The organism is Anaerotalea alkaliphila, from assembly GCF_010179735.1.
Taxonomy (GTDB): Bacteria; Bacillota; Clostridia; order Lachnospirales; family Vallitaleaceae; genus Anaerotalea; species Anaerotalea alkaliphila.
On record NZ_JAAEEH010000053.1, the window covers coordinates 1 to 14,740 of the forward strand.

Below are 14,740 nucleotides of genomic sequence, written 5' to 3' on the forward strand. Positions count from 1 at the left end.
CGCTGTAAACAGGTCCGTGGAATAAATGCCGCTCCCTTGCATCACGCCCAAGACCAAAAAAGCACCAGCAATAGCTGGTGCCTATGTTATAAGTTTTTCGGGACATTTTCAAAAACGCTTGACAGGAAGCCGTGATTCCCCCTGTTCGAACCGGAAAAAAAATGATACTATAAGGACGGATTCATTCCATATGAGAAATTGCGAGGTGCAGAATGGTTAAAAAAGCGAGCGTATTGATCCTGGGGGCGATCCTGGGACTGTTTGTCCTCGTGGTGGGCATCGGGACGGCCTCCTGCAGGGACGATGAAGCATACAAGAACCCCCAGGACCACACCGGAGGGGTGGAGAACGGCGTGTGGTACAGGATTTTCGTCCGTTCCTTCGCGGACAGCGACGGGGACGGCATCGGGGACCTGCTGGGCATTGCCCAGAAGCTGGACTACCTGAACGACGGGAACGACATGAGCGACGGGGACCTGGAAGTGGATGGGATCATCCTGAGCCCCATCTTCCAGTCCAACAGCAGCCACGGCTACGACGTGAACGACTTCTACGTGATCAACAGGGACTACGGGAACCTCACCAACCTCCAGCTACTCCTCTACGAAGCCCGGCGGCGGGGGATCCGGGTGGTCCTGGACCTGCCCATGAACAGCACCGGGTTGGGGAGCTTCTGGTTCCAGGAGGCGGTCGCAAAGCCGGACAGCAACTTCCGGAGCTACTACCACATCCTGCCCAAGGACACCCCCGGCTACGACTTCCAGCGAAAGGTGGACGGAGCCTACATCTGGCACCCCAAGGGGGACATCTACTATTACGGCAGCCAAGGACCGGACCGGCCGGACCTGAACTACGACAACCTGAACGTCCGGGTGATGATGAACGAGGTGGCCCGGTACTGGTTGGAAAAGGGCGTGGACGGCTTCCTGCTGGAGGGGGCCGGGCTGGTCTATTCCCCGGGGGAAGTGGCCGCCGGGGTGGACACCGCCGCCCTGAACCTGGCCTGGTTCGATGAATTCAGCGCCTTCTGCCGGCAGATCAAGCCGGACGTGGTCCTGGCGGGGGACATCAGGGACAGCACTTTGGCCCGGTCGGCCTACACGGGGCCTTTCGACATGACCTTGAACTACGAGCTGGCCCAGCACACCATCATCGAAATGGTGAAAGCGGGGCAGGACCTGGGCGGGATGGCAGGAGGCTTCAACGGCATGCTGGAGGCGGGCTACAAGGCCCTGATCACCGCCGGGGAGCATTTTTCGGACGTCCCCTTCCTTTCCGGCTACGACCAGCGCCGGGCAATGGACTATTTTTCCCCGGGGGACCTGGACGGGATGAAGCTGGCGGCCAACATCTACCTGACCCTGCCCGGAAACCCCTTCATCTACTACGGGGAAGAGCTGGGAATGCGGGGGGAACGGCTTCTGGACAACCCCCGGACCCCCCTCCCGTGGGGGGAGAACGACAACTCCCAGACGGACTGGACCTTCGACATCTCCAACCTGAACACCCCCTCGGTCCGGCAACAGCAGCTGGATCCCGAATCCCTCCTGAGCCACTACCGGACCCTGGTCCGGCTGCGCCGGCACAACGAGCCCCTCCTCTCCGGAGGGTTCGAGGGGATCCGGACCAACGACCTGCAGCTGGTGGCCTACAAGCGGACCGGGACCAGCCACAGCATCTATGTGCTCCACAACCTGGGGGAGGAGAAGATCTTCTACGACATGAACCAGCTGAAAACGGGCACCCGGGTGGTCCTCTTCGCAAGCAAGGGGATTTTCCTGAAGGACAAGGGAGTGGCGGAAATACCGGGGAGGAGCACCGTGGTGTTCCGGTGAGGAAAGAGGGGAGAAACATGTTGAAACTGATCATCGCAGACGACGAGCACCGGGTGTGCCAGCTCATCGAGAAGCTGCTGCCCTGGGAAGAATACGGCATCCAGGTGGTGGGGAAAGCCTACAACGGCCTGGAAGCCCTGGAACTGATCCGGCGGGAGAAGCCGGAGATCGTCATCACGGACATCCGCATGCCGGGGCTGGACGGACTGGCCCTGATCGGGAAGAGCCGGGAGGCGGAGGAGGACACCAGCTTCATCCTGGTCAGCGGGCACCGGGATTTCGAGTACGCCCAAAACGCCATCAAGCATGGGGCGGAGGACTACCTGCTCAAGCCCGTCTCCAAGGACGAGATGGCCCGGATCATCCGCAAGGTGGTGGCCAAGCGGGGCAGGATGGAGGACAAGGACCGGATGGCCAAGGCGCTGGAAAACGTCCTGAAGGCCCAATGCACCAGAGAGCTCCTGGAAAAAGGGTGCCGTCTGGGGGACCGGGACCTGGAGCGCCTGGAGAAGGACTACGGCATCGGCCCCGACGGGGGAAGCACCCAGGTGGCGCTGGTCCAGGTGGACGCTTCCCTGGAGCTGGAGGCCAGGGAAGCGCCCGGGTTCCTGGAGGGGCTTCTGGAGAAGGCGGCAAGCGCCGCCCGGCCCCATCTGGAGGAAAAGGCCCTCCAGGTCCTCCAGGGAAGGGAAGGCCGGACCCTCCAGTACATACTGCATTTTCCGGAGGGAGGAAGGCTGGACCGGCACCAGGCGGAGCGGATCCAACAGGCGGTGGCCGCCAAAGTGGAGGAATACGGCCCCTACCGGGTGTTCGTGTGCCTGGGGGAAGCCGTGGACCGGCTCCGGGACCTGCACAGGAGCTGCGCCGGAGCCGCCTTCGCCCGGATGGACCGGATCTTCCAGAACAAGGGGGGTGTGGTCCCCGCACGGGAGGAAGGACAATGGACCGCTCCGGCCCTTTCCATACCCCTCCAGGAGCTGGAGGGGGTCCTGGCAAGGATGTTGGAGCAGGAGGAGGACCTGCGCAAGGGGTTGGAGGGCTTCTACAGGAGCACCCTGGAACGGATGGGACTTAGCCATCCAGCCCAGGTCCACCAGCTGGGCCGTGCCATGACGGACCAGGTCCTGGAGCGCCTGTCCGGCCTGGGGGTGGGCGGACTCCCCCTGGAGGGGGTCCGGGTCCGGGCCCAGGAGGCCCTGGACTTGGGAAGCAGCCTCCAGGACCTGGGGGACCGGCTCTGCGGGGTCCTGGAGAAGGCCCTCCGGGAAGCCTTGGCCTCCCGGAAGGTCCAGGACTACCGGCCCATCCGGATCGTGAAGGAATACATCGAGGAGCGGTACCGGGAGAACATCAGCCTGGAATCCGCCGCCCGGGAGGCGGGCTTCAACCCCGTCTACCTGAGCGCCCTCTTCAAGAAGGAAACGGGGATCAACTTCAAGGACTACCTGGTCCGCCGGAGGCTGGAGAAGGCCAAGGAACTCCTGGCCGCCGGGGACGGCACCGTCCAGCAGGTGGCGGAGGCGGTGGGGTACAAGGACGCCCGGCATTTCAGCAGGCTCTTCACGAAAACGGTGGGACTCACCCCCAACGAATACAGGAGGATCTATGGGTAGGTCCCTGGGGCCCCGGCAGGGCTCCCTGGGAAGGTCCCTGGGGCTCCATATGGTTGTCTTCGCCCTCCTGGGCCTGGGGGTGACCGGATACCTCCTGGTGGGCCAGCCCGCCGGGAACTGGCCCCTGTTCGTCCTCCTTCCCGCCCTCTGGGCCAACCTCCAGGCCCTCTGGATCCGGGTCTACCGGCCCATCCGGCAGGTGGAGGAGGAGCTGGAGCTGTTCGGGGAGGGGCGGCCGGTGGGCATCCACGAGCTGATCCAGCAGCTGAAGGAATCCGTCGACCGGGAATACGCGGCGGGGATCCTGAAGCGGGAAGCGGAGATCAGCGCCCTCCAGAGCCAGATCAACCCCCATTTCCTCTACAACGTGCTGGACTCCATCCGGGGCCATGCCATGGCGGAGGGGGTGGAGGAGATCGCGGACATGACGGAAGCCCTCTCCAGCCTGTTCCGCTACAGCATCAGCCACCGGGAAGCGGACGTGACCCTGGAGAGGGAGCTGCACCACGTGCGCAGCTACTTCAAGATCCAGCAGTACCGCTTCAACAACAAGTTCGACCTGCGGGTCCTGGTGGAGGGGGAAGCGGAAAAGGTCCTCGCCTGCAGGCTGCCCAAGCTGACCCTCCAGCCCATCCTGGAGAACGCCATCTACCACGGACTGGAGATGAAGCTGGGCCCCGGGCTTGTGACCATCCGGGCGCGGGTGCGGGCAGGCCAGCTGCAGATTGCGGTCACGGACGACGGCATGGGGGTGGAGCCGGAGCGGCTGGAACGGATCAACCGGAACTTCCAGGAGTGGGAGAACGCCCGGAGGCTGGAAGGCGGCGGAGGCTCGGGCATCGCCCTGGCCAACGTGAACAGCCGGATCAAGATGCTCCACGGGGAAGCCTGGGGCCTGCACATGGCCAGCACCCCGGGGTTGGGGGCCACCGTGGAGGTCCTCCTCCCGGCGGTGCGGGACTAAGGCGGGACTGGGAAAAGGAGGCGGGAATGGAAAAGGAAATCCTGCGGGCGGTGGACCTGCATACGGAACAGGAACGGGAGCCCCTGCTCAAGGGCTTCCGCCTCCAGGTCTTCTCGGGGGAGCTGGTGGGGCTGGTGGGGTTGAACGGTTCCGGAAAAAGCACCTTCGCCAAGGTCCTGGGGGGGGAGGTGCCCCTATCCCGGGGGACCCTGGCCCTGGAGGCCGGGAGCGTCCATGTGATCCAGAAGGAGACCCGGCTGGTCTCCAACCTGCGGGTGGCGGAGAACCTGGTCCTCGCCCACGGTTGGAAACCCGCAAGGATCCTGAGCGACCCGGGGAAAAAGGCCCGCCTGGTGGAGGCCCTGCTCCGGGAATACAGCCCCCGGGTCCACAAGGACGACCTGGGGGGCAGCCTGTCCCCGGCGGCCCAGTGCCAGGTGGGGATCCTGAAGGCCTTCCTTGGGGGGGCCCGACTGATCGTCCTGGACCGGATCCTGGAGTACTGCAGCCCCAAGGAGGAGCGGGAACTCCTGAACCTGGTGGGGCGGCTGAAGGCCAAGGGCCCCTCCTTCCTGGTCACCTACAACAAGGTGGCCCCCTGCCTGGAAGGCTTCGACCGGCTGGCCGTGGTCCGGGAAGGGAAGGTCGTCCGGACCCTCCACAGGGACGAGTATTCCCCCGACCTGGCGGCCCAGCTGATGGCCGGCGGGGACTTCCGCCGGAACAAGGTGCACCAGGCGCCGGCGGTCCGGGACAGGACGGGAGCGGCGGCGCTTTCGGTGGAAGGCCCGGTGCCCTTCGTCCTGGGCCAGGGGGAGATCCTGGGGGTCCACGACGGAAGCCGGGGCCGGGCCATGGCCCTCTTCCGGCAGCTCCTGGGGGAGGAAGGCAAGGAGCACCTGGCGGTCCACCGGGGAATAGGGGTCCTCTCGGAGGCCCTTTTCGAGCACCAGATCCTGCCCGGCTGGAAGCCCGGGGAGAACCTGCTCCTGGCCGTGGCCAAGCGCGTCTCCGGCCCCTTGGGGATCCTCCCCGGCCGGGTGGTGCGGCACATGGCAAGGACCCTGCCCGGGGAGATGGGCATCCCGGAGGGGAAGCTGGACCTGCCGGCCCGTAATCTGGAAAGGGACCAGCAGTTCCTGCTGGCCCTGCGCAAGGCGGTCCTGGGGGGAGCCAAGGTCCTGCTGGTGGAAAACCCCTTCCAGGGGGCGGACCTGGTGACCAAGGAACTGGCCTACCAGCGGCTGGGGGAACTGGCCGCGGGAGGCATGGGCATCCTGCTCTTCTCCGGAGACCTGGGGGACCTGGCGGGCTTCTGCCACAGGATCCTGCTGTTCCAGGAGGACGGGTCCTGGAGCATCCGGGACGGGCTGGCGATGGGGGAGGAGACGGTGGTCCAAAGCATCTTATAGTAGGAAGGGGAAGGGAATATGGGTAAGAAGAACTCCTGGGCGGTCCTGGCGATCCTGGCCCTGGAACTCCTGGCGCTGCGGCTGCTGGCCCCCTATCTGGTCACCGGCCCCGCCCTCGTCAGCATGGGACGGCAGCTGGCGGTGACCGGGGTGGTGGCCGTGGGCATGGGCATCATCCTCCTGGGCGGGGGGATGGACCTGTCCCTGGGGGCCATCGTGGCCCTTACGGGGATGGTCGCCGCGGAACTGATGGCCCAGGGGGTCCCGGTGCTGCCCGCCGCCGCCCTCTGCGTCCTGCTGGGCCTGCTGCTGGGCTGGATCAACGGGATGGTCACCGCCAAGGTGCGGATCCACCCCTTCATCCTGACCATGGCCCTGGGGGTGGTCTACCGCGGCCTGGGAAAAATGGTCCACAAGGGGATGCCCATCTACAACCTGCCGGAAGCCCTCCACCGGTTCGACCGGGGGACCTTCCTGGAAATCCCCTGGACGGTGTGGATCTTCCTGCTGTGTGTGGGCCTGGGGACCTTCCTCCTCTCCAAGACCTACCTGGGCAAGTACATCTACGCCCTGGGGGCCGACGGGAAGGCGGCCCGGCTGGCCGGGGTGGACACGGTCCGGGTCCAGTGGATCGTCTACGGGTTGGGGGGCTTCTTCGCCGGGGTGGCCAGCATGCTGCTGCTCTCCCGGGTGGGGTCGGCCCAGCCGGGGGCGGCCACCGGGGTGGAGCTGGACGTGCTGGTGGGGGCGGCCCTGGGGGGCGTCAGCTTCAAGGGGGGGCGGGGGCTCCTGCTCCACATGATCCTGGGAATCTTCATCCTGGAGGTCCTGGGCAATGCCCTGCTGTTGCTCTCGGTGGGGGAATACTACCGGAACCTCCTGAAGGGGGCCATCCTGCTGGGGGCCCTGGCCCTGGACAGCGCCAACAAGGAAGAGTGAGAATTGAAACGTACACGGAAGAAGGCTGCGGCCTTCTTCTTTATTTTGCCCCCCCTATTCTATAGTTTGTCCCGTTGTTGGGTCCGGCGGGGCAGGGTACAATGGAAGGAACACGAGATGATTGAGGAAAGGGGTGGCCCCGTGTCGGAAACGGTGCTGGAAATGAAGGGAATCTCCAAGGCATTTTCCGGTGTGGGGGTCCTGGAGGAAATCCACCTGCAGGTGGCCAAGGGGGAGGTGCATGCCCTCATGGGAGAGAACGGGGCGGGGAAGTCCACCCTGATGAAGATCCTCCTGGGGATCCATCCCGCGGACCGGGGGGAGATCCTGCTGGAAGGCAGGAGGATCGTGAACCGGAGCCCCCGGGAGGCCATGGACAAGGGCATCGCCATGATCCACCAGGAGCTGCATCCGGTCCTGGACATGACGGTGTGGGAGAACGTGTTCCTGGGAAGGGAGATCCGGACGCGCTTCGGTCTTGCGGACAAGAAGGCCATGGCCAGGGAATGCGGCAGGCTCTTCACCCAGCTGGACGTCCCCGTGGACCCGGGTGCCCGGATGCGGGACCTGGGCGTGGCCCAGTGCCAGCTCGTCGAAATCGTGAAGGCCGTCTCCCTCTCCGCCAAGGTGGTCGTCATGGACGAGCCCACCTCCGCCATCACAGACCGGGAGGTGGAGATCCTGTTCCAGCAGATCGCCCGCCTGAAGGCCCAGGGGGTGGGGGTCATCTACATCTCCCACAAGATGGAGGAGATCTTCAGGATCGCCGACCGGATCACCGTCCTGCGGGACGGCCGGCACATGGGCACGGACAGCGCCGCCGACCTGGACAACGACCGGCTGATCCGGAGGATGGTGGGCCGGGAGATCAGGGAGGTCTTCCCCAAGGAGACGGTGGTCCCCGGGGAGGTGGTCCTGGAGGTCAGGGGCCTTTGCTGGGGCAGGAAGGTAAGGGACGTGGACCTTTCCCTCCGGAAGGGGGAGATTCTGGGGATTGCAGGCCTGGTGGGCGCCGGCCGGAGTGAACTGGCCCAGACCCTCTTCGGCATCCACAAGCCCACCGGCGGCAGCGTCCATGTCCACGGGAAGCCGGTGCGGATCCAAAGGCCCGGGGACGCCATCGCCCTGAAGATGGCCCTGGTCACCGAGGACCGGAAGGGTTCCGGACTGAACCTGAAGGGGACGGTCCAGGAGAACATCACCCTGGCCTCCCTGGACCGGCTCTTCCCCCGGGGGATCCTGGACGGGAGCCGGGAAGGGGACGTGGTCAGCAAGAGCATGGAGAAGCTGAAGGTGAAGGCCGCCTCCCCCAAGGCCCCCGTGGACTCCCTCAGCGGAGGGAACCAGCAGAAGGTGGTCCTGGCCAAGTGGCTGCTGGCCGGGCCGGAGATCATCGTCCTGGACGAGCCCACCCGGGGCGTGGACGTGGGGGCCAAAAGGGACATCTACCTGCTCCTGGGGGAGCTGGTGAAGGCGGGCAAGGCGGTCATCGTCATCTCTTCGGAGATTCCGGAGATCATGGGGATCGCCGACAGGATCCTGGTCATGGCCGCCGGCCGGGTGACCGGGGAGGTCGCCCGGAAGGACTTCAACCAGGAAAGGATCCTGGGCTATGCGGCGCAATTCGAGGGAGGTGGGAGCAGTGGAACAGGCTAAAAGCCTACAATCATCCAGATTCATGCGGGAGTTCGGCATCCTTTTCGTTTTCGCCGGCGTCCTGGGGGCCCTGATGCTCCTCTCCCCCGGCGCCTTCGCCAGGCCCGCCAACCTGATGAACATCATCAAGCAGGCCTCCGTCAACGGGATCCTGGCCATGGGCATGATGTTCGTCATCATCTCCGGGGGGATCGACCTTTCGGTGGGGTCCATCGTGGCCCTGACCGGGGTGGTCGCCGCCAGCTTCGCCCATCCCGGGGAGTATCCCTTCCTGGTGCCGGTGGTGCTGGCCCTGGGGCTGGGGGCCCTGATCGGCCTCCTGAACGGGGTGGGGGTTGCCTACGGGAACATCCCCCCCTTCATCGTGACCCTGGGGATGATGACCATCGTCCGGGGCCTGGCCCTGATCGTGAGCAAGGGGTCCCCGGTCTTCGGGGTCACCGCGGCCTTCGAGAACATCGCGGGGGCCTTCGTGCTGGAGGTGGTGCCCCTGCTGGTGGTCTACTTCCTGGTGGTGACCGGAGCCAGCGCCTTCCTCCTGAACAAAACGGTGTTCGGGAGAAGGGTCTATGCCGTGGGGGGGAACGAGGTTTCCGCCCGTTTTTCCGGAATCGACGTCCAGAGGATACGGCTGGCGGTCTACACCATTTCCGGGTTGCTGGCGGGCTTAGCGGGACTGGTGCTGGCCTCCAGGACCGTCTCGGGGAACCCCACGGCGGGGCAGTCCTACGAGCTGGACGCCATCGCGGCGGTGATCATCGGCGGCGTGAGCATGTCCGGAGGGTCCGGGAAGTGGTACGGGACCGTCATCGGGGCCCTGCTGATCGCGGTGATCGGGAACGGCCTGGACATCCTGAACGTGTCCTCCCATTACCAGCTGGTCATCAAGGGGGCCATCATCATTTTCGCGGTGCTGCTGGACATGAAGGGGAAGAGGAAGTGAACGGAGGAGGCAGGAGGATGGACCTGCCGGACCGGGGGACCGGGAAGGCTTGCCATAGATACGACACAACACAAGAAGGAGGTATGCGCAATGAAAGGAATGCTTGCGGTGCTGCTGGCGCTGACCCTGGTCCTGTCTGCAGGATGCGGGAATGCGACGGAGCAGCCGGCGGACAGCGTGGGCAACGGAGCCGAGAGCCGGGAGGCGGATCTTTCCGACCAGAGGTACGCCTTGCTGATGAGCCACATGACCAACGCGTTCACCATGGAGATGTCCGGAGCGGTGAAGGCCAAGGCGGACGAGCTGGGCGTGCAGCTGACCATTTTCGACGGGGAGCATGACGTTGCCAAGCAGATCAGCCAGGCGGAGACGGCCATCACCCAGGGCTATGCGGGCATCATGGTGGAGCCCGTTTCCGTGGACGGCATCAAGCCTGCGGTGACGGCGGCCAAAGCGGCCGGAATCCCCATCATCACCGTGAACCAGCGGATCACAGACCAGGAGCTGGCGGACGCCTATGTGGGCGCCAACCCTGTGGAGGGCGGAGAGCTGGAGATGCGGACGGCGGCGGAGGACATGGGCGGGAAGGGCAAGGTGGCCTTCCTGCTGGGACCCATGGGTTCCGACGGACAGATCGGAAGGACCAAAGGGTACTACAACATCCTGGGCCAGTACGGGGATATCGAGGTGGTCTATGAGCAGACGGCCAACTGGAAGACGGACGAGGCCCTGAAGCTGGTGGAGAACTGGCTGCAGACCGGCGCGGACCTGAGCGCCATCGTGGCCAACAACGACGGCATGGCCATGGGGGCCCTGAAGGCGGTGGAAGACGCCCGGCTCCAGGACAAGATCAAGATCTACGGACTGGACGCCACCCCCGACGCACTGGCGGCGGTGAAGGAAGGGCGGCTGGCGGCGACCATCTCCCAGAGCACCACGGAGCAGGGGATGCTGGGGATGGAGACCATCTTCAAGATCGCCAACGGGGAAGAGGTGCCGGCGGAGATCATCGTGCACCACACGCTGATCGACAAGGACAATGTGGGAGAGTATATCAAATAGAGAGTTAGGATAAAGAGGACGAGTATTTCAAATAGCGAGAAAACTGCAATAGGAAAGAAGGCGCGGGCGGCAGATGTCCCCGCGACCAAAAAAAAGAGAGAGCGACACAAAAAAGGATGAGCAAGGGGCCGGAGCCGCGGGGAGCGCAGCACCGGCCCCTTGTGCTTTACAGAAACGGGCCCATGGGGTATCATGGAATCCAGGAACCATGGAAATGAACGCTAATTAAGGAAGGAACGGGAAATGAAAGAGCATGACAGGCAAGCCGCCCTCCGCTTCCGGGTGGAGGCCGGCCAGGGGAACACCAAGCTGAAGGATTTCCTGAAGGGGACGGGGGGGCTCTCCGGACGCCTCCTGAAGAAGGCGGCAAAGGCGGGGGGCGTCCTGGTGAACGGCAGGCCCGCCCCCATGGACCGGACCCTGGAGGAAGGGGACCGGGTGGAGGTCCGGATGGAGGAGCGGGGGGTCCAGTCCTTCGAACCCCAGCCCATGGAGCTCGCCATCCTCTACGAGGATAGGGACATCCTGGTGGTGGAGAAGCCCCCCTTCCTCCTGGTCCACCCCACCCCCAACCATCCGGCGGGGACCCTGGCCAACGGGATCCTCCACCACCTGCGGCGGGAGGACCCGAGGGCCATCGTGCGGCTGGTGGGGCGGCTGGATAGGGACACCTCCGGCCTGGTGCTGGTGGCCAAGGACGCCCACGCCCACATGCGCCTTTCGGAGGAGGGGGCGGTGGAGGAGAAGGCCTACCTGGCCCTGGTCCACGGCCGTCCGGACCCGCCCCAGGGAACCTACGACCAGCCCATCGGCAAGTCCCCCGACGACCCGGTCCGCCGGCAGGTCCTTCCCGGGGGGCGGGAGAGCCGGACCCGGTACCAGGTCCTCGGGACCTGGGAGCATCCCCAGGCCGGGGAGGTCTCCCTGGTTTCCCTCACGCTGGAGACCGGCAGGACCCACCAGATCCGGGTCCACCTCTCCCACGGGGGCCATCCCCTCCTGGGGGACCCCCTCTACGGGATTCCCGGGGAGACGGTCCCGGGCCGCCAGGCCCTCCACTGCCACCGGCTGGTCCTGCGCCATCCCCGGACCGGGGAGCAGCTTGGGTTCGAAAGCCCCCTGCCTCCGGACCTCGGGGCGCTGCTCCCCGCTCCCGGCTCTTGTGGAGAACCGGGGACTATGCTATAATTGCTTCTGAAATCAAACCGTTACGATAGGAAGGAAGTAAGCGCGTGTCAGATATAAAACAGGAAAACATAAGGAATTTTTGCATCATCGCCCACATCGACCACGGGAAGTCCACCCTGGCCGACCGGATCATCCAGCAGACAGGCCTGCTGACGGAAAGGGAAATGTCCGAACAGGTCCTGGACAACATGGAGCTGGAGCGGGAGCGGGGCATCACCATCAAGGCCCAGGCCGTGCGCCTGGTCTACAAGGACGAGAGCGGCGAGGAGTATGTGTTCAATCTGATCGACACGCCCGGTCATGTGGACTTCAACTACGAGGTCAGCCGTTCCCTGGCGGCCTGCGAGGGAGCCATCCTGGTGGTGGACGCCGCCCAGGGGATAGAGGCCCAGACCCTGGCCAACGTGTACCTGGCCCTGGAGCATGACCTGGAGATCCTTCCCGTCATCAACAAGATCGACCTCCCCAGCGCCGACCCGGACCGGGTCATCCACGAGGTGGAGGACATCATCGGCATCGAGGCCCAGCACGCTCCCCTGATCTCGGCCAAGGAGGGGATCAACATCGACCAGGTCCTGCAGAAGATCGTCTCCGTGCTGCCCCCGCCCAAGGGATCCAAGGAGGACCCCCTCCAGGCCCTGATCTTCGACTCCAAATACGACCCCTACAAGGGCGTCATCGTCTTCTGCCGGGTCATGTCGGGGAGCATCCGCAAGGGCAGCCAGATCCGGATGATGAACAGCAGGAAAGAGTTCGAGGTGGTGGAGGTGGGCTACTTCGCCCCCGGCGCCTTCATCCCCAGCGAGGAGCTCACCGCCGGCTATGTGGGTTACGTGACGGCCTCCATCAAAAGCCTTGGGGAGACCCAGGTGGGGGACACCATCACCGAGGTGAAGAACCCGGCGTCCGCCCCCCTGCCGGGCTACAAGAAGGTGAACCCCATGGTCTACTGCGGCATGTACCCCGCCGACGGCTCCAAGTACCAGGACCTGCGGGACGCCCTGGACAAGCTGAAGCTGAACGACGCGGCACTCCAGTTCGAGCCGGAGACCTCCGTGGCCCTGGGCTTCGGATTCCGCTGCGGATTCCTGGGGCTGCTCCATCTGGAGATCATCCAGGAGCGGGTGGAGCGGGAGTTCAACCTGGACCTGGTCACCACGGCCCCCAGCGTCATCTACAAGGTCTACAAGACCGACGGCACCGTCCTGGAGCTTTCCAATCCCTCGGACCTGCCGGAACCCACCACCATCGACCACATGGAGGAGCCCATCGTCAAGGCCGAAATCATGGTGCCCAAGGACTACATCGGCTCCATCATGGAGCTCTGCCAGCAGCGCAGGGGGGAATACCTCCACATGCACTACATAGAAGCCAACCGGGCCCAGCTCACCTACGAGCTGCCCCTGAACGAGATCATCTACGACTTCTTCGACGCCCTGAAGTCCAGGACCAAGGGCTACGCCAGCTTCGACTACGAGCTCATCGGCTACAAGCAGTCCCAGCTGGTGAAGCTGGACATGATGATCAACAAGGAGGTGGTGGACGCCCTCTCCTTCATCGTCCATGAGGAGACCGCCTACGAGCGGGGCAGGAAGATGGCGGAGAAGCTGAAGGAGGAGATCCCCCGACACCAGTTCGAGATTCCCATCCAGGCGGCCATCGGCAACAAGGTCATCGCCAGGGAGACCGTCAAGGCCATGCGCAAGGACGTCCTGGCCAAGTGCTACGGCGGGGACATCTCCAGGAAGCGGAAGCTCCTGGAGAAGCAGAAGGAAGGGAAGAAGCGCATGCGCCAGATCGGCAGCGTGGAAGTGCCCCAGAAAGCCTTCATGAGCGTCCTCAAGCTGGACGAATAGGGAGGGTTCCCATGACAGACATCAGCCTCTACATACACATCCCCTTCTGCCGGAAGAAGTGCGACTACTGCGACTTCCTGTCCTTCTGCGCCCCCAAGGCCCGGATCCACGCCTATGTGAAGGCCCTGGTCCGGGAGGTCCGGATCGCCGGAAAGGCCTGCAAGAAGCAGGTCCGTTCCGTCTTCATCGGCGGGGGGACCCCCACCATACTGGAAGCCCAGGCCCTGGAGGAGATCCTCCAGGCCTTGGGCCTCTTCTTTGTCCTGAAGGAAGGGGCGGAGGTGACCGTGGAAGCCAACCCCGGCACCCTCACCCGGGAGAAGGCCCGGGCTTTAAGGCGGAACGGGGTGAACCGGATCAGCCTGGGCCTCCAGGCCACCCAGGAACACCACCTGCAGAACCTGGGCAGGATCCACAGCTGGAAGGAGTTCCAGGACAACTACCGGATGCTCCGGGAAGAAGGGTTCGACAACATCAACGTGGACCTCATGTCCGCCCTTCCGGGGATGACTGCCAGGGAATGGAAGGAAAGCCTCCGGCAGGTGGTGGAGCTGGGGCCGGAGCACATCTCCTGCTACAGCCTCATCATCGAGGAGGGAACCCCCTTCGCCACCCGCTATCCGGACGACAGGGAACTCCCCTCGGACGTCCTGGACAGGGAGATGTACTGGATGGCCCACGACTACCTGGCATCCAAGGGCTACATCCACTACGAGATCTCCAACTACAGCCGCCCGGGGAGGGAATCCCGGCACAACCAGGTCTACTGGCGGCTGGAGGAATACCTGGGCCTGGGGCTGGGGGCTTCCTCCTTCGTGGAGGGCGTCCGCTTCAAGAACACGGAACTGCTGGAGGAATACCTCTCCTGGAAGGGGCAGCTGGAGGAGATCCGGCGGGAGGTCCACCCCGTCCCCCTGGAGGAGGCGGTGGAGGAATTCATGTTCCTGGGCCTCAGGCAGATGGCCGGGGTGAAGAAAAGGGAATTCGAGGAGAAGTTCGAGATTCCCATGGACAGCCTCTACGGGGAAGTGATCCAGCAGCTGAAGAAAGCGAAGCTCCTCAGGGAGACCAGGGAAGGCATCCAGCTCACCCGGAAGGGCATCGACCTTTCCAACCGGGTGCTGTCCCGATTTTTGCTCTAAACCCCTGTCAAGCGTTTTTGAAAATGTCCCGAAAAACTTATAACATAGGCACCAGCTATTGCTGGTGCTTTTTTGGTCTTGGGCGTGATGCAAGGGAGCGGCATTTATTCCACGGACCTGTTTACAG

At 64.4% G+C, this 14,740-nt stretch carries 11 protein-coding genes; all 11 read left to right on the forward strand.

The genetic code is table 11. From position 1 onward, the window contains the following. The first annotated feature begins 212 nt into the window (after positions 1-212). The 11 genes from GXN74_RS13190 to hemW all read left to right on the forward strand — a co-directional run bounded on the left by GXN74_RS13190 (position 213) and on the right by hemW (position 14,613). Positions 213-1,835 carry an alpha-amylase family glycosyl hydrolase gene (locus GXN74_RS13190; protein WP_162371410.1) on the forward strand — a complete coding sequence of 541 codons (1,623 nt, stop codon included), beginning with the start codon at positions 213-215 and terminating at the stop codon, positions 1,833-1,835. Positions 1,836-1,852: 17 nt separating this feature from the next. Continuing rightward, positions 1,853-3,451, forward strand: a complete 1,599-nt coding sequence (locus GXN74_RS14795; RefSeq protein ID WP_162371411.1) for a response regulator — start codon at positions 1,853-1,855, stop codon at positions 3,449-3,451. Then, positions 3,444-4,415: a sensor histidine kinase gene (locus GXN74_RS13200; protein WP_162371412.1), complete on the forward strand. Its 972-nt coding sequence runs from the start codon at positions 3,444-3,446 to the stop codon at positions 4,413-4,415. Before GXN74_RS14795 ends, GXN74_RS13200 begins: the two co-directional genes overlap by 8 nt. A gap of 26 nt (positions 4,416-4,441) precedes the next feature. Further along, positions 4,442-5,827 carry an ATP-binding cassette domain-containing protein gene (locus GXN74_RS14800; protein ID WP_162371413.1) on the forward strand — a complete coding sequence of 462 codons (1,386 nt, stop codon included), beginning with the start codon at positions 4,442-4,444 and terminating at the stop codon, positions 5,825-5,827. Between the two features lie 18 nt (positions 5,828-5,845). Further along, complete coding sequence (locus GXN74_RS13210; RefSeq protein ID WP_162371414.1) at positions 5,846-6,766, forward strand: ABC transporter permease; 921 nt, start codon at positions 5,846-5,848, stop codon at positions 6,764-6,766. 117 nt (positions 6,767-6,883) lie between these two features. Next, complete coding sequence (locus GXN74_RS14805) at positions 6,884-8,422, forward strand: sugar ABC transporter ATP-binding protein (RefSeq protein WP_281355237.1); 1,539 nt, start codon at positions 6,884-6,886, stop codon at positions 8,420-8,422. After that, positions 8,409-9,365 (forward strand): ABC transporter permease subunit, encoded by a 957-nt coding sequence (locus GXN74_RS13220; protein WP_162371415.1) that lies wholly within the window; start codon positions 8,409-8,411, stop codon positions 9,363-9,365. The genes GXN74_RS14805 and GXN74_RS13220 overlap by 14 nt, the downstream gene beginning before the upstream one ends. 90 nt (positions 9,366-9,455) lie before the next feature. Further along, a complete protein-coding gene (locus GXN74_RS13225; protein ID WP_212505813.1) occupies positions 9,456-10,427 on the forward strand; it encodes a sugar ABC transporter substrate-binding protein in 972 nt (323 codons plus the stop codon). Between the two features lie 243 nt (positions 10,428-10,670). Beyond that, a complete protein-coding gene (locus tag GXN74_RS13230) occupies positions 10,671-11,615 on the forward strand; it encodes an RluA family pseudouridine synthase (RefSeq protein ID WP_162371416.1) in 945 nt (314 codons plus the stop codon). 44 nt (positions 11,616-11,659) lie between these two features. Beyond that, on the forward strand, positions 11,660-13,471 hold the full coding sequence (gene lepA, locus GXN74_RS13235; RefSeq protein WP_162371417.1) for a translation elongation factor 4: 1,812 nt from the start codon (positions 11,660-11,662) through the stop codon (positions 13,469-13,471). A gap of 11 nt (positions 13,472-13,482) precedes the next feature. Next, a complete protein-coding gene (gene hemW, locus GXN74_RS13240; RefSeq protein ID WP_162371418.1) occupies positions 13,483-14,613 on the forward strand; it encodes a radical SAM family heme chaperone HemW in 1,131 nt (376 codons plus the stop codon). The last annotated feature ends 127 nt before the right edge of the window (positions 14,614-14,740 follow it).